This is a genomic window from Catellatospora sp. KI3 (assembly GCF_029948125.1).
GTDB lineage: Bacteria > Actinomycetota > Actinomycetes > Mycobacteriales > Micromonosporaceae > Catellatospora.
The window spans coordinates 297,976-317,501 of the sequence record NZ_JASAMB010000005.1 but is presented as its reverse complement, the minus strand read 5'-3'; the positions used below and the strand labels follow the sequence as shown (position 1 = coordinate 317,501).

The 19,526-nt window shown below is 74.3% G+C and carries 17 protein-coding genes and 1 pseudogene; 6 read left to right on the top strand and 12 right to left on the bottom strand.

From position 1 onward, the window contains the following. Positions 1–52 precede the first annotated feature (52 nt). From QEZ54_RS11675 to QEZ54_RS11665, 3 genes are all read right to left on the bottom strand, one after another. Positions 53–319 (bottom strand): hypothetical protein, encoded by a 267-nt coding sequence (locus tag QEZ54_RS11675; RefSeq protein ID WP_281304562.1) that lies wholly within the window; start codon positions 317–319, stop codon positions 53–55. A gap of 215 nt (positions 320–534) precedes the next feature. Continuing rightward, complete coding sequence (locus QEZ54_RS11670) at positions 535–4,518, bottom strand: choice-of-anchor D domain-containing protein (RefSeq protein WP_281304561.1); 3,984 nt, start codon at positions 4,516–4,518, stop codon at positions 535–537. Between the two features lie 146 nt (positions 4,519–4,664). Continuing rightward, entirely contained in the window at positions 4,665–5,453 is a 789-nt protein-coding gene (locus tag QEZ54_RS11665) for a TetR/AcrR family transcriptional regulator (protein ID WP_281304560.1), read from the bottom strand. Between the two features lie 71 nt (positions 5,454–5,524). Here QEZ54_RS11665 and QEZ54_RS11660 point away from each other — a divergent pair, with 71 nt between their 5' ends. Then, positions 5,525–6,355, top strand: a complete 831-nt coding sequence (locus QEZ54_RS11660) for an alpha/beta fold hydrolase (RefSeq protein ID WP_281304559.1) — start codon at positions 5,525–5,527, stop codon at positions 6,353–6,355. A gap of 1 nt (position 6,356) precedes the next feature. Here the strand turns inward: QEZ54_RS11660 and QEZ54_RS11655 are convergent, their stop codons facing one another. Further along, positions 6,357–6,701, bottom strand: coding sequence for an ADP-ribosylation/crystallin J1 (locus QEZ54_RS11655; protein WP_281304558.1), 345 nt, complete (start codon positions 6,699–6,701; stop codon positions 6,357–6,359). 217 nt (positions 6,702–6,918) lie between these two features. On the opposite strand from QEZ54_RS11655, the gene QEZ54_RS11650 reads away from it, so the two are divergent. After that, complete coding sequence (locus QEZ54_RS11650; protein ID WP_281304557.1) at positions 6,919–7,287, top strand: TraR/DksA C4-type zinc finger protein; 369 nt, start codon at positions 6,919–6,921, stop codon at positions 7,285–7,287. 93 nt (positions 7,288–7,380) lie between these two features. Here the strand turns inward: QEZ54_RS11650 and QEZ54_RS11645 are convergent, their stop codons facing one another. Together QEZ54_RS11645 and QEZ54_RS11640 are read right to left on the bottom strand one after the other, a co-directional pair. After that, a complete protein-coding gene (locus QEZ54_RS11645) occupies positions 7,381–7,887 on the bottom strand; it encodes a carboxymuconolactone decarboxylase family protein (protein WP_281304556.1) in 507 nt (168 codons plus the stop codon). Positions 7,888–8,156: 269 nt separating this feature from the next. Beyond that, positions 8,157–8,606 (bottom strand): hypothetical protein, encoded by a 450-nt coding sequence (locus QEZ54_RS11640; protein WP_281304555.1) that lies wholly within the window; start codon positions 8,604–8,606, stop codon positions 8,157–8,159. Positions 8,607–8,849: 243 nt separating this feature from the next. Here QEZ54_RS11640 and QEZ54_RS11635 point away from each other — a divergent pair, with 243 nt between their 5' ends. The 4 genes and pseudogenes from QEZ54_RS11635 to QEZ54_RS11620 all read left to right on the top strand — a co-directional run. Then, complete coding sequence (locus QEZ54_RS11635) at positions 8,850–9,101, top strand: hypothetical protein (RefSeq protein WP_281304554.1); 252 nt, start codon at positions 8,850–8,852, stop codon at positions 9,099–9,101. Between the two features lie 114 nt (positions 9,102–9,215). After that, a complete protein-coding gene (locus tag QEZ54_RS11630) occupies positions 9,216–9,458 on the top strand; it encodes a hypothetical protein (protein ID WP_281304553.1) in 243 nt (80 codons plus the stop codon). A 63-nt stretch (positions 9,459–9,521) separates the two neighbouring features. Next, complete coding sequence (locus tag QEZ54_RS11625) at positions 9,522–10,811, top strand: hypothetical protein (RefSeq protein ID WP_281304552.1); 1,290 nt, start codon at positions 9,522–9,524, stop codon at positions 10,809–10,811. A 58-nt stretch (positions 10,812–10,869) separates the two neighbouring features. Continuing rightward, positions 10,870–11,385 (top strand): annotated as a pseudogene (locus tag QEZ54_RS11620) (SigE family RNA polymerase sigma factor); the annotation flags it as partial. A 1,158-nt stretch (positions 11,386–12,543) separates the two neighbouring features. Here QEZ54_RS11620 and QEZ54_RS11615 read toward each other — a convergent pair. The 6 genes from QEZ54_RS11615 to QEZ54_RS11590 form a co-directional block, all read right to left on the bottom strand. Next, positions 12,544–13,122, bottom strand: coding sequence for a GNAT family N-acetyltransferase (locus QEZ54_RS11615; protein ID WP_281304551.1), 579 nt, complete (start codon positions 13,120–13,122; stop codon positions 12,544–12,546). A 75-nt stretch (positions 13,123–13,197) separates the two neighbouring features. Beyond that, a complete protein-coding gene (locus QEZ54_RS11610; RefSeq protein WP_281304550.1) occupies positions 13,198–13,377 on the bottom strand; it encodes a hypothetical protein in 180 nt (59 codons plus the stop codon). Positions 13,378–13,452: 75 nt separating this feature from the next. Further along, the gene (locus QEZ54_RS11605) at positions 13,453–14,883 is read right to left on the bottom strand and encodes a solute carrier family 23 protein (RefSeq protein WP_281304549.1); all 1,431 of its coding nucleotides are present in this window, start codon (positions 14,881–14,883) and stop codon (positions 13,453–13,455) included. Positions 14,884–14,964: 81 nt separating this feature from the next. Continuing rightward, positions 14,965–16,797, bottom strand: a complete 1,833-nt coding sequence (locus QEZ54_RS11600) for a hypothetical protein (protein WP_281304548.1) — start codon at positions 16,795–16,797, stop codon at positions 14,965–14,967. A 45-nt stretch (positions 16,798–16,842) separates the two neighbouring features. After that, positions 16,843–17,472, bottom strand: a complete 630-nt coding sequence (locus tag QEZ54_RS11595; RefSeq protein WP_281304547.1) for a hypothetical protein — start codon at positions 17,470–17,472, stop codon at positions 16,843–16,845. Continuing rightward, positions 17,469–19,517, bottom strand: coding sequence for a hypothetical protein (locus QEZ54_RS11590; protein ID WP_281304546.1), 2,049 nt, complete (start codon positions 19,515–19,517; stop codon positions 17,469–17,471). Before QEZ54_RS11590 ends, QEZ54_RS11595 begins: the two co-directional genes overlap by 4 nt. Positions 19,518–19,526 lie beyond the last annotated feature (9 nt).

The following is a 19,526-nucleotide window of genomic DNA, read 5'->3' as shown; positions in this document are numbered from 1 at the left end:
TCCTTTCCTGACCAGCAGGCTACTCGGGCGGCCCGAGGGTCGGGCGGGTCGGTCAGAGCAGCCCGTTGAGACCGGGCAGACCGCCGAGGCCGGTCGGGCCCTCGGCGCCCGCGCCGCCCAGCGGGCCCGGCAGCGGCAGGCCCTTCAGCAGGTCGCCGACGATCGGCAGGTTGCCGAGCAGGTCGCCGATGATCGGAATGCCCGATTCCGGGGTGTGCTGGGTCTCCGCCGCCACCGGCGCGGCGCTGGCCGCGGTGGGCAGCGACAGGGCCGCCCCGGCGAGGAGCAGACCTGCACCGATTCGCTTCACATTGGTCATAAACCGATCAACGACGCCCGGACCTGCCAGGTCGTGGCCGCGGGTGCCTGAACACCCGCGCTGAGCGCGGCGGCGGCCGCCGCCGTAGCCGAACGGGGCATGCCCGGCTACGGCGGCGGCCGCGAGTGTCGTCCCGTCGCGCGGTCACACCGTATGCGGTGTGGGTACACCGCATACGGTGTGACCGCCGGATCGGGGACGGGACGACGGCCCGGTCAGGACCCGAAGACCTCCAGTTCCGAGAGCTGACCGGCGGGCCACCCGGTGTTGGCGGTGACGGTGATCCGCACGTACCGCACCGTCCCCGCCGGGAACGTGATCGTCACCGTGTTCCCGGTCGCCGGGTCGAACGTGTACGGCGCGGCGGCCTTCAGCGTGGTGAAGTTCGTGCCGTCGGTGCTGCCGGACACGGCCACGGTCTGGCTGCGGGCGGCCCACGCCGACGGCGGGGGCAGCTTGAGCACCACCCGGCCGACCGGCTGCGCCGACCCGAGGTCCACCTGCAGCCACTGCGGGAACGCGTTGTTGGCGCTCTCCCAGTACGTGCCGGAGTTGCCGTCGACCGCGTTGCCGGACACGTACGTCTGGACGTTGGAGGACTGGCTGGTGGGCCGGTTGAGCGCCAGGTTGGTGACCGCGGCGGTGCCGGTGCCGGTCAGCGACACCGTCAGCGGCGAGTTCGTGGCGCTGCTGGTGACGGTGAGCGAGCCGGTGCGGGTGCCCGCCGCCGTCGGCCGGAACACCACCGAGACCGTGCAGGAGCCGCCCGCGGCGATGCTGCCGCCGCAGGTGTTGGTCTGCGTGTAGTCACCGCCGGGCACGATCGACGACACGGTGGCCGCGAGGGTGCCGGTGTTGGAGACGGTCACCGTCTGCGCCGCGCCGGCGCCGCCGACCGTGGTCGCGCCGAAGGTCAGCCCGGTCGGGCTCGCCGACAGGACCGCCGAGCCGGTCGAGGTGCCGGTGCCGGACAGGGCCACCGTCTGCGTGCCGTTGGTGGCGGTGCTGGCGATGGTGAGCGCGCCGGTGCGGCTGCCCGCCGCCGAGGGGTGGAACGTCACCGTGACGACGCAGTTGGCGCCGGGCGCCAGCGTCGCCGCGCAGGTGGTGGTACGGGTGAAGTCGCCGCTGGTGGTGATGCCGGAGATCGTCGCCGTACCGGTGCCGGTGTTGTTGATTTCGACGGTCTGCCAGTCGCTGTTGTCGTTGACCGGGGTGGACTCGAACGCCAGCGCGGACGGGTTCACCGTGAGGGTGGCCGGGCCGCCGGTCCCGGCCGCGTACACCTCGAACTGCGACACCTGCCCGGCGGGCCAGCCGGTGTTGCCGGTGAACGTCAGGCGCAGGTAGCGGGCCGTGGCCTGGGCGAAGGTGAGGCTGGCGGTGTTGCCGGTGGCCGGGTCGAAGGTCATGGCCTGGGCGCCGGTGATCGCGGCGAAGCTGGCGCCGTCGGAGCTGCCGGAGACCGCCACGGTCTGGGTGCGGGTCGCCCACGCCGCCGCCGGCGGCACGCGCAGGGTCACCTTGCCCACGGCCGTGGCCGAGCCGAGGTCGACCTGCAGCCACTGCGGGAACGCGTTGTTGGCGCTCTCCCAGTAGCTGTTGACGTCGGCGTCGGTGGCGTTGCCGCCCGGGTAGCCGCCCTGCGCCGAGGAGGTCGAGGTCGGCCTCCCGGCGGCCACGTTGGTGGTGCCGGTGCCGCCGGTCACGCCGACGCCGGTGAGCTGCACCAGGATGGCGCCCTGGCCGTCGTCGCCGGTGATCGAGTAGACGGCCGACTGGGCGCCCGTGGTCTGCGGGGTGAACGTCACGGTCTGGTGGATGACGTCACCGGGGGCGAGCTGCTGCCCCTCCGATACCGGCGTGGTGGTGTTGAACGCCCCGACCGGCGGCGCCGCCTTGGTGATGGTCAGGGTGATGTTGCCGGTGTTGGCGATGTCGAACGTGCCGGTGGCGGTCTGCCCGACCGGCACCTGCCCGAACTTCAGCGGGTTGGGCGTGATGGTGAGCTGGGCCGCGCCGCTGACGGCGGTGCCGGTCAGCGCCACGGTGACCGAGCCGGCGTTGCTCGCCACGGTCAGCGCGCCGGTGTGGCTGCCCGCGCTGGTCGGCGTGTACTTGACCGATACGGACACCGAGGCGCCCGCGGCCAGGGTGGTGCCGTTGGCCGGGAACCCGGTCGCGCTGAAGGGCGCGGTGGGCGCGGTCGCGCCGCTGATGGTGACCGCGCTGGTCCCGGTGTTGGTGATGCTCACGCTGAGCGTCTTGTTCGCCCCGGTGGGTACGGTGCCGAACGCCAGCGTCTTCGGAGTCGCGCCGAGCCCGGTCTGGGTGCCGTTGCCGTGCAGGTCCAGCGCGACGGTGCCGCTGTCGGTGGTGAACGACAGGCTGCCCGCGGCGCCGCCGGGCCCGGTCGGGGTGAAGCGGACCGGCACCGACAGGGTCTGCCCGTTGTTCAGGGTCACCGGCAGCGCGGGCGGCGTGGCCCCGAACGGGGCCGCGGTGCCGATCGCCGAGACGGTGACGGTACGGGTCGCGGTCACGGTGACGGTCGCGTTGCCGGTGCTGCCCACGGCGACGTTGCCGAAGTCGGTGGGCGAGCTGGTCAGCGCGGCGGTGGTGGGGCGGCCGAAGCCGTAGATCCGGCCGTCGCGGGTGCCTACGTAGACGCGGCCGTTGTCGGTGGCCGGGGTGGCGAACTTGGTCGCGGTGCCGATCGGCGCGGAGTAGCGCAGGTTCAGCCGCCCGTTGACGGGCAGCGCGTCATACGCGCGCAGCTGGCCGTTGGCGCCGGTGGCGCCGTCGCTGTAGACGGTCCAGACCACGGCGGTGCCCGAGGTGGTGCCGGTCGAGGTGACCACGGGCGAGCCCGACGTGTAGCCGAACGTGGACGAGCTGGTCCCGGTCGAGGTGAGCACGGGCAGGCCGGAGCCGTTCACGCCGTACTTGAAGGCGCGCAGGAAGCCCTGGTTCTCCACGGTGTACACGTAGCCGCCGTCGCCGCCCCAGAACGCCGGGTGCCCCCAGACGCCGTTGTACGGCCCGGCCGGTGCGCCGACGGAGGCGTCGCCGCCGCCGGGGCCCTGGGCGTTGCCGCCGAGGTTGTCGCGGTTCAGCAGGTACACCCGGCCGTCCTTGCCGACCTGGACCAGCAGCTTCGGGTGGGCGGTGGTGCCGAACCCGGCGGGCAGCGCCATCGGGCCGCCGGAGCCGAAGTCGGTGTCGTCCTGGTCCAGCCGGCTGTTGTTGTACGGGCTGAAGAAGTCCCGCGCGGTCAGCGACCCGTCGCCGTTGACCTGCAGCCGGATCACCGACTCGGCCAGAGTGCCGGGCGGGCTGGTGCCGGGACCGGGCGCGGGCGAGACGCCGTTGCCGGTGGCCACGATGATCCGCCCGGGGCCGTCGGAGACCAGGCCGCCGCCGGACTGCCAGATCCCGGCCATGCCGTTGGAGCGCCCGGCCTCGGTGGACCACAGCGTCGCCATCTGCGGCGCGGACGTCTTCACCCCGGCCACGTACCCGACGTACGGGCCGTAGTCGCAGTGGCTGGCGAAGCCCGCGTAGACGACCCCGTCGAGCAGCAGCAGGCCGGGGCGCTGCGCGGCGGTCTTGGGGTTGAACGTGTTGGACGGGTCGTTGGTGGGGCTGCCCTGGATGGTGACCGGCCAGCCGGTGCGCTCGACTCCCGTCGCCGGGTTGACGGCGTGCATGTAGAAGTGCGGGTGGTCGGCGTCCGGGCCGTCGTTGACCTTGGCGGTGAAGTACACCGAGGCGGTGGCCGGGTCGTACACCGGGGTGCTGGTGACGCCGATGTTGGGCACCAGGTCGCCGCAGCCGATCGCCGAGGCGGGCCAGGCCGGGCCGACGTTGCGCGACCAGGTGATGGCTCCGGTGGCGGCGTTGAGGCCGTACACCCAGTTGTTCTCGGTGGCGGCGATGACGGTGCCGTTGACCACGATCGGCGCGGCGTAGACCTGGCCGTTGAGGGTGGTGTTGAACAGCTGGCCGAAGTCGGCGGCCGACACCGCCGAGGGCGCCAGCCCTGGTTCGTTGGAGTCCCAGCCGGTCCGCAGGTTGTCGACCGAGATGGTGGTGCTGTCGGCGACGGCGGGGCTGGGCAGGGCTAGCGCGGCGGTGGACACCACGGCTGCGGGCAGCAGCGCGGCGAGCATCCGATGCAGACGTCTGGCGGCGGGCATGACCTACTCCTGGGGGATCACCGGGGACGGCGGTGGGCACCGGGCGCGGAGCGGTCGCGTTCGGCCTGATCGGACGGAACCGTAACTCCGCAGACACGACAACGCAAGATAGAGACGCCGTATGGAAATATTTTTGCGTCGAACCCCTAAAGAACTTGCGTTCCGTGATCATTCCGCGCGTCGAGCCCGTCCAGCAGCAGGTCGAGTCCGCCGGTCAGCGCGGCGCGCGCCGCGGCGACCGGGTCGTACCCGCCGTCCCCCGCCGGGGCCTGGGCCAATGCGGTCGAGTGCGGGAAGCGCTGGGCGAAGTCGGGGGCGACCTGGGCCAGCTGCGCGGCCCGCGCGTGCCACCACTGCTCGTCGGCGTCGCCGGTGGCCCCGGCCGCCGCCCGCGATTCGGCCGCCGTCTGCGCCATGCCCCGGACCAGGTGCAGCAGCGCGCTCACGGCCGTACGCCGCACCGCCGCCGGCAGGCCCATCGCGTCGAGGATGCCGAGCAGCGTCTCCAGCACCGCCTGCTCGTGCGGGCCGAGCACCGGCCGCGCGTAGGAGACCTGCAGCAGCCAGGGGTGGCGCAGGTAGCGGTCCCACAGGTCGGCGGCCCAGGCCAGCACCGCCGCGCGCGGGCCGGCGGCGGGGTACCCGGTGGGCAGGTCGGCGTGGGCCTGGTCGTACATCAGGTCGAGCAGTTCGCGCTTGCTCGGCACGTACGTGTACAGCGCCATCGCGGAGGTGCCCAGCCGCCCGCCGACCGCCCGCATGGACAGCCCGCCCAGGCCGGACTCGTCGGCCAGGGCGATCCCGGCGGCCACGATCGCGTCGACGGTCAGCCCGGGTCGCGGCCCGGGGGCGGTGCGGGTGCCGGGCGGGGCGCCGCCCCGCCAGAGCAGCGCCATGGTGCGGGCGGGGTCGCCCTGTCCGCCGTAGACCGTCACGTGGCATCTCCGTACGTCGTAAGCTATCGTTCCGGAGCATCACTTTACACCGTACGGAATCAGGAGCCGCGATGACCCACGCGACGCTGCACGACGGCGCCCACCTGCCCCTGCACCTCACCGGCGACGGCCCCACCGTGCTCCTGGCGGTCAACCCGGACCCGGTCGAAGGCCCCCAGGCCGAGGCGATGCGGGCCTGGGGTGCAGACCCCGCGCTCGGCCGCAACCTCATCGCCGGGCTCGCCGACCGCTTCCGCGTCGTCGCCTTCGACTACGAGGGCCACCTCCAGCGGCACCCCAAGCCCGGCACGCTCACCCCCGACAACGTCGCCGCCGACCTGCTCGCCGTCGCCGACGCCGCCGGAGCCGACCGCTTCGCCTACTACGGCTACTCCTGGCTGGCCCTGGCCGGGCTGCAGCTGGCCCTGCGCACCGACCGGCTGTCCGCGCTGGTCATGGGCGGCTACCCGCCGATCGACGGGCCGTACCGGCAGATGCTCGCCGTCACCACCGCCGCCCACGCCATGGCCACCGCCCCGGCGCAGCCCGCCGGCGAGGTCGTCGCGGGCGACTGGTCCACGGTCCAGGTCACCTCCACCGAGGCCCAGACCCGCCAGTTCGTCACCCTCTACCAGGCGCTGCGCGCCTTCGACGACCGCGCGGCCGACCTCGGCTGCCCCCGGCTGTGCGTCGTCGGCTCCGCCGACACCATCGCGTACGGCCCCGCCTGGGGCGGTGTCGTCGTCGACATCGCCGGACCGCTGCTGCGCGACCGAGCCTGCGCCGAGGCACGCGGCTGGGACGTCGCGGTGCTCGACGGCCTGGACCACATGGGCGCCATGCAGGCCGCCGCCGTCCTGCCCGTGCTGCGGCCCTGGCTGGCCGACCGCCTGCCGCGCTGACTCAGCGGAACTCGTGCACGACCTCGATCGTGCCCACGATGTGCCGGTTGAACTCGGCCAGCTCCTCGGCGGGCACCCACAGCTCGAGGATGTCCCGCCCGCCCGCCTGCCGCACCGGATAACGCGCCGCGAACCCCTGCTCGACCTCGAACCGGGTGACATATCCCACGCCGGAGGCCGGGACGTTCCAATCGCGCGCGATCAGGACCGCGTACTGCTCGTTCAGCACCGGGTAGAAGATCGGCTGGTCGGGCAGCCGAGGCGGCCACTCCCGCCAGCCCGACGCCTCGACCAGCGCCAACTCCTGCGGCCCGGTCGGACGCCACAGGGTCAGGGTCTCGGTCATCGCGGCGCGCCTCCTCGGTCGACGGCCGAGGCTACCGCCCGACAGCATCGCAGGCCAGCGCAATATCGCGGTGGAGCATTCAACATCGTCCCGGCAAGCTTTCAGCCGGGGCTCAGCCACCGTTGCCAGCATCGTGACATCGCCCCCGGCTTGCCGGAGGTTTAGCCGCCCACCGGCGGGGAAGCCGCAAACGCAAGCCCACCTGTTAGGAGTGACGATGACCGCCGTTGCCGACCACCTCGACCTGACCCAGCTCGGCGCACTGCTGCGGCAGCGCTACGACGACGCCGCCGAGCAGCTGCGTATCGAGACCGAGGCCGACTGGCTGCGGCACATCCACGACCAGGGCCCCGGCGACACCGCCGACGCGGGCACCGCCGCCTCCGAGACCATCGAGCACAGCCTGGTCACCGCCGCGCTGCAGGACCAGCTCGCCCGCCTCGGCGACGCGCTGGGCCGCCTGGGCGAGGGCACCCTGGGCGTGTGCGTGCGCTGCGGCGAGCAGGTGCCCGCCGGGCGGCTCGAGGTGATGCCGTGGGCGACCCACTGCGTCCCCTGCCAGAGCATCGTCGACCGCCGCCGCTGAAGAGCCGCGAAAACCGCAAGGAAGGGCCCCTTCTTATCGCAATGCGCGGTATGAGGGGCCCTTCTTAACGTGCCGGTGCCGACGGCCCGGCCACTACGGCAGCAGGGCGGGATCGGGGTCGGCGCCGACGGCCGACAGCACCCCGCTGAAGAACCGGCGTACGCACACGGCCAGCACCACCTGCAGCACGTCCTGCTCGGACAGCCCGTGTCCGCGCAGCGCCGCGACATCGGCCTCGGTGACGGTCGTCGGGTCGGCCGCGACCTTCTCGGCGAAGTCCATGACCGCGACGTCGACCGGGTCGAGCCCGGCCGTGCGGTGGTCGGCGACGATCGCCCGCAGCCTCTCCTCGTCGTAGAACCGCTCCCGCAGCACCTTGCTGTGGGCCAGGGTGCAGTAGTCCGAGCCCAGCCGCTTGGCCGCCACCACCGTCGCCAGCTCGTAGCGGCGCAGGTCCATGCCGCCGCTCACCGCCTTGGCCAGCTGCTGCCAGGCCGCGTACGCCTCCGGCTGCAGCGCGAACACGCGCAGGTAGTTGGGGGTGTAGGAGGCGTCGGCGTCGTACAGGGGCGACTCGGCGGGGGTGGCGAGATAGGTCATGCCGCGACGGTAGGGCCGGTGCCGACGAGGTCGATCACCCCTGTCGCCCATCCGTCACAGGCGAACCCGCTCCCGCGGCGCGAGCCGGTCGACCGTCCCGGCACAGGTCACTGCTCGCGGCGCACACCTGTGGGGGTGTACGTACACCCCCACAGGTGTGCGCCGCCACAGGGGACGTACGCGGCACACCCGCTGGCCGCGCTACGAGGCGGGCGCCTCCGGAAAGGCCGCCGATGCGCGAGCAGGACTCGCGCACCTGCCGCGGCGGCTCAGGAGGCCGACTCGGCGATCCACTCCTCGACGGGCGGGAGCACCTTGTCCGCGTAGCAGTCGGTGACGGAGCAGGCGCGCCGGCGGTGCAGGTCGGCGGGGTGGCGCGCGATGGTCTCCTGGCGCGCGGCCAGGCCCTCGGCGGTGCGTCCGGCGGCGTACAGGTTGCGCTGGAGGGCGTCCAGCGCCCAGATCAGCAGCTCGGCGGCGGTGTGGTCCTGGACGGGATCGATCAGTCGAGCGGTCGCGACCGCCTCCTGCGACATCCGCAGCTTGTCGACCGGGTCGACGGTGACGCGCTCCAGGCGGATCAGCGCGTCCACCAGGCGGCTGCGGTAGCCGGGGTAGCCCGCGACCAGTGTGCGGTATGCCCACACCTCGGTCGCCTCCGGCAGCTTCGTGGACGACAGGACGATGGTACGCGCGATGAGCTCAGCCTCGATCAACATGCCTCCGTGGCTCTGCGGACAGGAAGGACGCCCGCCGCGAGCGGCGAACGTCCGGTGCCCGGCCTCGGGGGGCGCCACCCCGAACCGGCACGAGCGGGAAGCTTATGCGCGTGAAATCGCAGGTCGCGACGGTCGTACGGCGGAGTGTGGAGTTTCGGATCCTGGTTTATGCTCTTGGTGGTTCAACCTCACACCCGCCCCGGCCGCCGTTTCACCGGCCCGCGCCCGGGTATCAGCGCTGGCATGACTGACGTTGTGCAGACCCGCGGTGACGGCCATGACGAGATCCTGGCGCTGGACACGACCGGGGACGGCCACCCGGACCTGTGGGCGATCGACACCGACGGCGACGGCAAGCCCGACCTGTTCCAGTCCGACACCGACGGTGACGGCAAGATCGACGTGACCATGGTGGACCTCACCCAGGACGGCACCATGGACGTCATCGTCGACGGCGACGGCGGCCACCCGCCGAACACCGACCCGCTGCCGTGACAGCCGCTCCAGGACCGCGCCGGATCCCGCACGGGAAGTCCCTGATGCGATCGACCTGACCGGATGCATATGGTCGGACTTGCCTCATCCGGATCGGCAGAGAGCGGGATCCCGGTGCGAAAAGTCCTGTACGGCCTGGGCCTGTTGCTGGGCCTCTACCTGATCGGCCGGGCGATCGCCGAGCCGTTCACCATCGACATGAGCGACCCGGCGACCTACCGCGACGACTGGGGCGGGCCGGGGCTGCCGGGTGTGCTGCTGGCGCACTGCGGCCCCGGTGTGCTGTCAGCGGTCCTCATCGCCGCCGCGGTGCTGCGGCGGCGCCGCTCGCGCCAGGCTCACGACGCACTCGGCTGACGGCAGACCCGACGACGCCCGGCACCCCCGCACGGTCCCCGCCGACCTGAGTAGATTCTCGGCGTGACCGAGGAGCAGACCGCACCCGCCCGCAGACCCGGCTCGATCGCGGTGACCGCGCTGATGGGGGCTGTCGCCGGGACCGCGCTCGCCGCAGGGCGGGGCGCCGTGACGGTCGCGGTCTCGGCGGTGGCCGGGGCGGGCGCCGTCGCGGGCGCCGACCTGGTGGCGCGGGCGCGGCAGCGGCCCGGTGAGATCCCGGCGCTGTGGTCGCGGATCGTGGCCAGCGTCGCGCTGGCCGCCCCGCTGGGCTGGCTGCTCGGACTCTTGATCGCGCGCCCGCCGCTGGTCGGACTGGTCAGCGGCGCGGTCGTCGGACTGCTCGGCCTGCGCCCGCAGAAGGTGCTGCTCGGACCGGTCGTGGGTCTGGTAGTGGGCTGGGCGCTGGCGGCCGGCTGGCCGGGTGTCCCGGCGGCCGTGGTCGCGGCCGCGGCGGTGCTGGTGTTCCGGTGCCTGTCCGCGCTGGTCTTCCGCGACCCGCAGGTCAGCCTGCTCGCCGAGCAGGCGGACGCGCGGCTGCTGCCGTTCGTGGTGCCGCTGACCTCCAGCACCCGCTACGTCGGCACCGGGTACGTGCGGGAGCTGGCCGCCGCCGTCGGCGGCCACTACACCCCGGACGCGCCCGACGTGGGCATCGTGTCCAGCCTGGACGAGCTCACCGGACCGGGCTTCGACCCGGCCGCCGTCGATCCGCTGGTGCGCGAGTTCTACGAGCACACCACCCGGTTCTCGCTCGACATCGTGCCGCGCTGGCGCGCCTGGGTCCGCCCCGGCTACCTGCTCTACCGCAACCTCGTCGCCCGCCCGCTGGGGCAGGCGAACGTCCCGATGAACCAGCGGGAGACCCAGCGCGGCGTACGCAGCCGCATCGACACGGTCAGCACCGACCGCGGCGGCCCGATCAGCCGCCGGGGCTGGATCAGGTCGTTCGCCGACACCGACGAGCCCATCTACGTCGGCATCTACACCACCTACCGGCACCAGGACCGAGGCTATGTCAGTGTCGGGTTCCCGCTGCCGCGGGCCAGCTTCACCGCGACGCTGGCCCCGGACAACCGCCCGTACGGCGGCCTGGTGCTGGCCAGCGTCGGCACCACCGACCAGCCGGGCCACTACCTGACCGTCGTCGACGAGCCGACGGGCAGGCTCACCGTCGCGGCGGTCCACGGGTTCCGCGAGCGCCTGGACGTCTACCTCGAGCAGGGCGAGCTGCGGGCCGAGCACGCGTTCTGGCTGTTCGGCTTCCCGTTCCTGGTGCTGGAGTACCGGATGCGCCGCAAGTCCGCGACCTGACTCCCCGCATCTTCCGAAGCGGGCAACCATCCGGCGGCCGGGACGCGTCCTGAGTGGCATGTCGGTACCGTCCGCTGCCCCGCTGCCCGCCGAGTTCGACGCGTTCGTCCGGGCCAGGACCGCCGCGCTGCTGCGCGCGGCCTACTTCCTCACCGGTGACCAGCACCTGGCCGAGGACCTGGTCCAGTCGGCCCTGGCCCGCACCCACCGCTGCTGGTCGAGCCTGCACGCGACCGGTGCGGCCGACGCGTACACCCGCAAGACCATGTACCACCTGCAGGTGTCGTGGTGGCGGCGGCGCCGGGTCGCCGAGACGCTGACCGGGGAGCTGCCCGCCCGCACCCCGGCGGCGGCCGACCTGGCCGAGCAGACCGCGCTGCAGGTGACGCTGCGGTCGATGCTGCTGCGGCTGCCGCCTCGGCAGCGGGCCGTACTGGTGCTGCGGTTCTTCGACGACCTGACCGAGGAGCAGACCGCGCAGGCGCTGGGGGTCACCGTCGGCACGGTGAAGAGCCAGACCGCCAAGGCGCTGGCCAAGCTGCGGCTGCTCGCCCCGGAGCTGCGGGAGTTCTACGCCGGTACGGCCGCCGAGGTCAAGCCGGTCGACCTGCGGGAACGGGCGCTGGCGTCGTCGCGGCGGCTCGGCGCCCGGCGGGCCGCGGCGGTGTCCGCGCTGGCCGCGGCCGTACTGGTGGTGCTGACCGTGGCGGTGACCGTCGGCGGGGGCGGGGACCGGTCTGTGCCGCCCGCTAAGCCGACCCCGTCGGCGTCGCTGCCGGTCGCGCCGTCGCCGACGCTGCTGCCCCAGCCGGTGGTCGACAACACCCCTGACGTCGGCCCGTTCGCCGGGGCCACGGTCACGCTGCCGGTGTGGTCCGGCCCGCGCGGGTCGCTGTGCGCGTCCGGCCGCACCGTGTTCAGCCGGTACGGCATCGCCGACCGGGCCGCGCTGCCGGTGTGGGTCATGGAGCAGGTGCAGTCTGACGTGGACGGCGACGGGGACGAGGATGTGGTCGCGGCGTTCATGTGCAGTGAGGGACCGGAGTCACCGGGTACGCAGGTCGTCGCGTTCCGCCGCGACGGCGCGGACCGGCTCACGATCCTCGGGCGGGTCGTCGCGACCGGGCCGGGCATCGCGATGATCCACCACATCGAGGCCGCGAGCGGCGGGGTCGTGGTCGAGCTGTCGCGGGACTACAGCGACGGCGGCCAGAGCAGCGTGCCGTTCCAGCGCCGTACCTTCCGCCTGGTGGACGGCGCGTTCAAGCAGGTGGCGGGCCCGACGACGTGGCCCGCGCGGCCCGAGCACGCGGCGTTGGCGCTGAGCACCACCGACGTGGTGCTGCGGCCCGCCGCCGACGGGCGGTACACCGGGCGGCTGACGGTGAGCGTGGCCAACACCGGCACCCTCGGCGTGGCCGAACTCCAGCTGGCCCTGACGCTGCGGCCGTGGCTGCGGCCGGCGGGGCCGGGCTGGGACGGCTGCACCTTCGCCAGCCACGGCGAAGACGGCGACAGCGCGGTCTGCCCGCTGGACGGGCCGGACGCCGGCGCGACGGTACAAGCCGGCTACACGTTCGTCGCCGATACCGTGCCCACCCCGCTGCCCAGCACGGGCAGCCAGCCGTGGCAGCCGCTGTTCGCAGCCCGGATCGCCCAGCTCCCGCCGTACACGTTCGAGCAGCCGGTGCGGTGGGAGCAGGAGTTCACGGTGGTGCTGGGCTGACGAGGGTCAGCGGCCGCCGGGCGGGTCCGGCCGGGCGGCCAGCCGCGCGACGTCGGGCCAGGTGAACCGCAGCTTGGCTGGGGTGCCGTGCAGCCGTCCCGGCACCCCGCCCGGCGGCCCGACCGGTGCGCGCTCGGCGGCCGTGCCGCCGACGGCCCGGTAGAAGCCCTGGGCGGCGGTGTTCTGCTCCAGCACCCACAGGTACAGCGCCGGGGTCGCGGCCGAGGCGAGCACGGTGCGGGCGGCGCGGGCCATCAGCCCGGTGCCGAGGCCCGTGCGGTGGCGGTCGGCGACGACGTGCAGGTTGTCGACGAAACTGCCCCAGCGGTCGTCCTCGTCGAGCACCACGTGCACGAACCCGGCGAGTCCGGCGCCGTCCCGCGCCAGGATGGTGACGCCGCGGCCGGGTGCGGCCAGCCGGGCCGTCCACACGGCACGCCGGTCGGCCAGGACGTCGCCGTCGAGGAACGCGTCGGCGAACGCGCCGCGGTAGTGGCGGCGCCAGCTGTCGGCGTGCAGGTTCGCGACGGCCTCGGCGTCGTCGGGGTCCGCGGTGCGCCATACCGGCGAGGTGCCGTCTCTCATCGGCCCGACGCTAGCGGCGCCGCCCGCACCGGACGGCCGGTTTCCCGCCCGCTGGACGTTCGGGGGAACTTTCGCTCAGTCCACGGCGATGCCGCAGTCGACGTCCTGCGGCATGTCGGGGCGCCGGTTGCGGGCCAGCGACTCCAGCAGCGACCGCTCCAGCGGCAGCGACAGCACGGTCAGGCCGTAGTCGAGCCGGTCGGTGGTCCTCGACCGGCTCGGGTTCGAGCGGCGGCTCCGGTGGGAGGTGAGCACATCGGACAGTGTGTCATCCCATGTCAGCAGCCATCTCGCGGCGCACGGATCCCATCCGCTCGGCCGATCACCCGTTCAGGCGTCGGCGATGCCGCGGCGTTCGTCGTAGGGGACGGTGCCGGCGGCGGTGTGCTCGTGGCGCTGCTGCTCGCGCAGGTGCTCGGGGGCCAGCCAGCGGGCCAGGTGGTAGCCGACGATGGTGACGATGGTGCCCAGGGCGATGCCGCCGAGGGTGAACGTCGGGCTGAACACCAGCGACGTGTCGCCGATGGCGATGATGATCCCGGCGGCCAGCGGCACCAGGTTGATCGGGTTGCCGAAGTCGACCCCGTTCTCCTTCCAGATCTTGGCGCCGAGCAGGCCGATCATGCCGTACAGGACGACGGTGATGCCGCCGAGGACGCCGCCGGGGGTGGCCGACACGACGGCCCCGAACTTGGGCGAGAACCCGAACAGGATCGCGACCAGCGCCGCCAGGTAGTACGCGGCCGTGGAGTAGATCCTGGTCGCGGCCATGACCCCGATGTTCTCCGCGTACGTCGTGGTCGGCGAGCCGCCGACGGTGCTGGCCAGCACCGTCGCCACGCCGTCGGCGCCGATGGCCCGCCCCATGACCGGGTTGAGGTCGTGGCCGGTCATCTCGGCGACGGCCTTGACGTGGCCGGCGTTCTCGGCGATCAGCGCCACGACCGCGGGCAGGACCAGCAGGATGAACGCGAACTCGAACTGGGGCAGGTGCCAGCCGGCGATCTCGTTGCCGTTGGCGTCGGTGCCGGTGTGCGGCGGGAACCCGAGCCACGGCGCGGCGGCCACCCCGGACCAGTCGACCCGGTCGTGGGTGGTGGGGCCGCTGCCGCCGGGCAGCACCGAGGTGATCGGACCGGCGACGCGGTCGAGCAGCCACGACAGCGCGTACCCGAAGACCAGGCCCAGGAAGATGGCGATGCGGCCGACGAAGCCGCGGGCGGCGACGGCGACCACGATGACGAACAGCATCACCGCCAGCGCCACCCACTGGTCCTGCGGCCAGTACACCTTCGCCACGACCGGGGCCAGGTTGAACCCGATCAGCATGACGACCGCGCCGGTCACCACCGGCGGCAGCACCGCGTGCAGCACCCGGAAGCCCAGCAGGTGGATGAGCAGGCCGACCAGGGCCAGCACCGCACCGGCGATCAGGATCGCGCCGGTGACCTGGGCGGAGTCGCCGCCCTGGGCGCGGATGGCGGCCACGGCGCTGACGAACGACGCCGAGGTGCCCAGGTAGCTTGGCACCCGGCCCTGCACGATCAGCAGGAACACGATGGTGGCCACGCCGCTGACCATGATCGCCAGCTGCGGGTTGAGGCCCATCACGACCGGGAACACGAACGTGGCGCCGAACATCGCGACCACGTGCTGCGCGCCCAGCCCGGCCATGCGCGGCCACGACAGCCGCTCGTCGGGGGCCACGACCCCGCCCGGCGGAGGGGTCTTTCCGCCGTACACCTCATGCCATCGCAACACCGGCAGCCCACCTCTCCCCCGCCGCGGCCGACCCGCTCAGCATGCACCGCGCGGTGGGCAAAGCGTCCTGGCCACGCCGGGTCAGCGGCGGTCGAGCAGACCGCGCAGGTTGGCCACGCCGATGGCGACCGCCGCCGCGACGGCCAGCACGCCGACCGCGACCCGCAGGTTGGTCAGCAGCAGCCAGACCACGTACCAGACCGCGGCGACGATGGCGAGGCCGAGCAGGAACACCAGCAGCCGCCCGCGCAGCACCGCCTCGACGCCCATCACCGCCAGCACCGCGATCACGGTCACCCACAGCACCGGGCCGAGGTCGAGCAGCAGCCCGACGCCGAGCAGGAGCAGCAGGATCGACAGCGACGCCCCGGTCCAGAACCGCAGCAGCACCCCGGCCGAGGTGGTCACGTCCGGTACGGCCCGGTGGCGCAGGTGCGCGTGCGGGTCGGGCCGTACCCCCGCGTCGGCGACCTGGCACAGCTGGTCGCGTTCGTTGACCGCGGCCCGGCGCCGCGACCGCAGGCCCGCCACCTCCGCCTCGCGCTCGGCCAGCCGCTCGGCGGCGCCGTCGCCGCCGCGCCGGGCCCCGGTGACCGTCGGCGGCAGCGCCGCCACGCCCGCGCCGGCCCGGCGCAGCTCCTGCTGCCCGGCCGCGATCTGCCCGTCGAGGCCGCCGATGAGCTGCTCCAGTTCGGCGATCCGGGCGGTACGGGCGGCGGCCGCGTCGGCCTCGGGCGGCACCCGGTCCAGTCCGGCCCAGCCGACGGGGTCGGCCCACGACTGCCGGATGGCGCCGCTGCGCTCGTAGCGGGGCCCGGCCGGGGCCCGCTCGCCGCCGAACGGGTCGTCGGTGTCCAGCCCCCACAGCCCCCGGTAGTCGCGCACCCACGGGGTCCGCGAGTCGATCAGGACCGGGGTCCACTCCCGGCCGGTGCCCGGCCCGACCCGCACGCCGTCGCCGCGCCGGTAGTCGACGTACGGGATGCCGACGCCGAGCGAGGGCCGCCCGCGCGTCCACGGGAACAGCACCGACCGCACCGCGGTGTACCCGGCGATGAACCGCGCCAGCGCGGGCGGCTGGACCCGGACCAGGTAGTCGCCGGGCAGGTAGGCGCCCGAGTGGGAGCCCGCGCCCGCGTTGCCGACCAGGTGCGTGCCGTCGACCCAGGTCAGGTCGGGGTCGTCGGGGCGGCGGCGCAGGTCGTCGCCGACCTCGTCGTGCGCCGACAGCGCCACCCACGCCAGGTCGTACCGCTGCTCGGGCGGCCCGGGGCGGCCGGTGTCGACCAGGTACAGCGTCAGCTGCTCCCAGTCGGCCTCGTGGTCGTTGACCCCGGCGAACGTGGACCGCCAGTCGTTCATCGCGTACAGGAACCAGTACTGGAGCACCACGTAGCCGCCGTCGGTGCTGACGTGGGCGTGGTAGGCCTCGCGCGGCGGCCCGGTCCCGGCGTAGCGCTGCTGCCCGGCGGCGACCAGGCCGCCGGGCACCCGCCCGCGCATGATCAGCGACAGGCGCATGCCCGAGTCGATGAACCGGCCCAGCAGCCCGACGGCGGCCAGCCGGGACACGCCGTGGAAGGCGGGCCGGTCCGCGCGGCGCCGCCACTGGCGCAGCTCCCGGCGGCGCAGCGACTGGGCGGCGTAGCGCAGGAACAGCCGGTCGACCGGGTGCTCGCGGGCGGCGCGGGCCAGGCCGTCCGGGTCGAGGTCACCGTGGTCGACCAGCAGCACCGCCGGGGCGCGGCCGCGCGCCGGGGCCAGCCACAGCGCGGCGCCGGACAGGTACTGCTCGACGGTCATCGGGAAGAACAGCTCGCCCGCGGTGAAGCGCAGCACCGGTTCGAAGCGCCGTACCAGGGCCAGCAGGTCCACGTCGGCGGGCAGGTCCCGGGCATCGGCTCCGCCGCTCATCTCTGCAGTCTGCCGTCGCGGCGCGCGCGGCGGAGCCGGTTTGGCTCAGCCGATGGCGGCCAGGTTCGCGGTGTAGATCCGCACCCCGTCGGCGTCGCCGGTGCGGCGGCACTGGGCCAGGGCCGCCTCGGTGTGGTTGCGGGCGGCCTCCAGCTGACCGAGCCGGTACAGGTTGAGGCCGAGCAGCCCGTACACCTTGGCCAGGTGCCGCACCGTCTCCGGGGCGGCGTCGGTGAGCAGGCCCCGCAGCACGCCGTTGCTGGCCGCGTACCGGCCGCTGTCGGACAGGTCCTGCGCCTGCCCGATGCGGCGGCGCACGTCGATGGTGCGCAGCGACGCGGGGTCGCCGCGGCCGGCGCCCTCGGCCAGCCGCGCCAGCTCCAGGTTCGCGGTGTAGACCGCCGCACCGGCGGCGTCGCCGACCGTCTCGCACAGCCGCAGCGCCTGCTCGGTGTGGGCCACCGCGCCGGCGTAGTCGCCCAGGTGCAGCGCGGCGACCCCGGCCAGGCCGCGCACCTGGGCGGCCAGGCCGCCGGGCACGGTGTCGGACCACGACATCTCGGTCAGCACCTCGCGCAGCAGCGCGGCGCTGTCGGCGTGGTCGGCGGCGGCGGCCGACTGCTGCGCCTGCGCGTACGCCCGCTGCCAGCGCTCGGTCGGGTCGGGGGCGCTCACCGGTCTGCTCCGGACACCGCGTAGGCCAGCGGGATCAGCCCGGCGCGGAAGATCCCGCCGGGGATGTCGGCGTGGCGCACCCGGTCGGCGGGCACCCGCCGCACCCGCTTGTCGCCGGGGTCGCCGGGCGGCAGCACGGTGACGTTGCCGCCGCCGCGGTCCAGTGCCACGTGCCGCAGCGGCAGCCCGGCGGCGGTGACCGCGGTGACCACCGCCGCGGTCGCGGCGCAGTGCCGCAGCCGGGCGGTGGAGGTGAGCAGCACCCACTGGTCGGCCTCGATCGCGGCGGTGCGCAGCGCCCCGCCGGGCAGGTGCCCGACCGGGGCGATGTCGCTGGCCAGCCAGCTCAGCGAGCCGACCGGCCCGCCGAGCGCGGCGGCCAGATCCGCGGCGTGGGCGCGTACCCACGTGGCGACCAGGACCGCCTCGGCTTCGCACGCGGCCACGATCACGGCGTGCGCGCCGGTGCCCCAGCGCTGCCAGGGCGCCCCGTACGCGAGGTCGGGGCCGGGGCCGCCGGTCAGCCGCAGGGCCGCCGTCGCGTCGAGCCCGGCCCCGCCGGGCGGCACCGGCCGGGCGGTCCAGGCCGTGTCGACCGGCACCACCACGTCCGGCCCGGCCACCGGCAGCGGGAACACCCCGGTCAGCACCTCGGCGTCGTCGACGTGCACGCCCTGCGGCGCGCCCAGGGTCAGCAGGTGCTGGTAGACCAGCGGCAGGTCGCCGGGGCGGGTGGCGGTCAGGCCCAGCCGCGCCATGCACGCGACCCGGTCCTGCAGCCCGAACACCTCGGTGTCCAGCAGCGCCCGCCACACCAGGTGCGGGCGGTCGGCCAGCGCGTCGCGCAGGAACCGGGCGGACTCCTCGGCCGCCTCGGCGGGCACCGGGCCGCCGGGCAGCAGGTGCAGGCCGGTGTGCTGGGCGTCGGCGACCAGCGCCTCCAGCGTGCACCAGGCGCTGGCCAGGTGCGCGTCGACGTCGTCGAGCATCACCACGGTACGGCCGATGAGCTGGTAGGCGCGCAGTTCGCGCAGCCCCTGCTCGAACGCGCGGACCTCGTCGGCGTCGGCGTGGGGGCGCTGGGGCAGGCAGGCGTAGTCGTACCACAGCATGATCCGGTCCAGGACCGCGCGCAGCAGCTGCGAGCTGCCCGCGATGTCGCGCAGCCGGGACAGGCCCGGGTCGGCCAGCGCCGCGGCCAGGCCCTGGTCGACCGTCAGCGCGTCCAGGGCGCCGACCTCCGTGTACAGCACCGACAGCGCGTCGTCGTCGAGCAGCGGCCGCAGCACGTTCACGATGATCGCCTCGGCCAGCTCCGTGCCCGCCATCCCGATCGGCACGCCCAGGATGGTGCTGCGGCGGCGCGGCCGGCGCAGCCCGCGCAGGTGCGCCACCCGCACCGCCTCGCACACCGCCGACAGCAGGTGCCAGGCCAGCACGCACGCCTGGGTGCCGTCCGGGTCCGGTTCGTCGGGGGTGAGCCAGCGGTGCGACACGAACAGGTACAGCCGTCCGGGGTGGACCTCGCCGACGAGCTGCTCGCGCCAGTCCTGCATGCGCAGCAGGCGGCCGGTGGCGGCCAGGGTCGGCAGCGGAAGCCAGCGCACCCCCGCCAGCTCGATGCGGTGGGTCTGGTTCGCCCCGGCGGGCACGTCGTCGTCCTCGGCCTGGTCGCGCAGCAGCGTCGGCGGGGCGGTCAGCGGGAACGACCACACCTGCGGCGGCTGCCCGTCCGGGTGCACGGTCAGGTGGATCACCTCGCCGCGGACCTCCCAGCCCATCCGGCCCGAGACCGTCGGCAGGTCGATCGGGCGGTGGGCGAGCCGGTCGGCGTTGTCGAGCAGGCCCTGCAGCCGGGCTGGCAGGCGGCCGCGGGTGCGCACGTCGCGCTCGCGGCGCAGGTCGGTGATGGTGCGCAGCGGCACCGCCCCGGTGTGCGGGGCGGCCGAGCGCAGCCGGGAGCCGATCTCGTCGTACGGGCGCGGGCCGCCGGCGTGCGCGTACGCCAAGGCCTCGCCCGCGCTCCACGGCGAAGTCGTGATCACCCGCGCCAG

What these genes read in the sequence shown, in the direction of transcription:
- QEZ54_RS11635 (WP_281304554.1), top strand. Translation starts at nt 8,850, where the DNA reads ATGACTGACGTTGTGCAGACCCGCGGTGACGGCCATGACGAGATCCTG.
- QEZ54_RS11615 (WP_281304551.1), bottom strand. Translation starts at nt 13,122, where the DNA reads ATGAGAGACGGCACCTCGCCGGTATGGCGCACCGCGGACCCCGACGAC.
- QEZ54_RS11640 (WP_281304555.1), bottom strand. Translation starts at nt 8,606, where the DNA reads ATGTTGATCGAGGCTGAGCTCATCGCGCGTACCATCGTCCTGTCGTCC.
- QEZ54_RS11660 (WP_281304559.1), top strand. Translation starts at nt 5,525, where the DNA reads ATGACCCACGCGACGCTGCACGACGGCGCCCACCTGCCCCTGCACCTC.
- QEZ54_RS11600 (WP_281304548.1), bottom strand. Translation starts at nt 16,797, where the DNA reads ATGAGCGGCGGAGCCGATGCCCGGGACCTGCCCGCCGACGTGGACCTG.
- QEZ54_RS11675 (WP_281304562.1), bottom strand. Translation starts at nt 319, where the DNA reads ATGACCAATGTGAAGCGAATCGGTGCAGGTCTGCTCCTCGCCGGGGCG.
- QEZ54_RS11645 (WP_281304556.1), bottom strand. Translation starts at nt 7,887, where the DNA reads ATGACCTATCTCGCCACCCCCGCCGAGTCGCCCCTGTACGACGCCGAC.
- QEZ54_RS11655 (WP_281304558.1), bottom strand. Translation starts at nt 6,701, where the DNA reads ATGACCGAGACCCTGACCCTGTGGCGTCCGACCGGGCCGCAGGAGTTG.
- QEZ54_RS11670 (WP_281304561.1), bottom strand. Translation starts at nt 4,518, where the DNA reads ATGCCCGCCGCCAGACGTCTGCATCGGATGCTCGCCGCGCTGCTGCCC.
- QEZ54_RS11650 (WP_281304557.1), top strand. Translation starts at nt 6,919, where the DNA reads ATGACCGCCGTTGCCGACCACCTCGACCTGACCCAGCTCGGCGCACTG.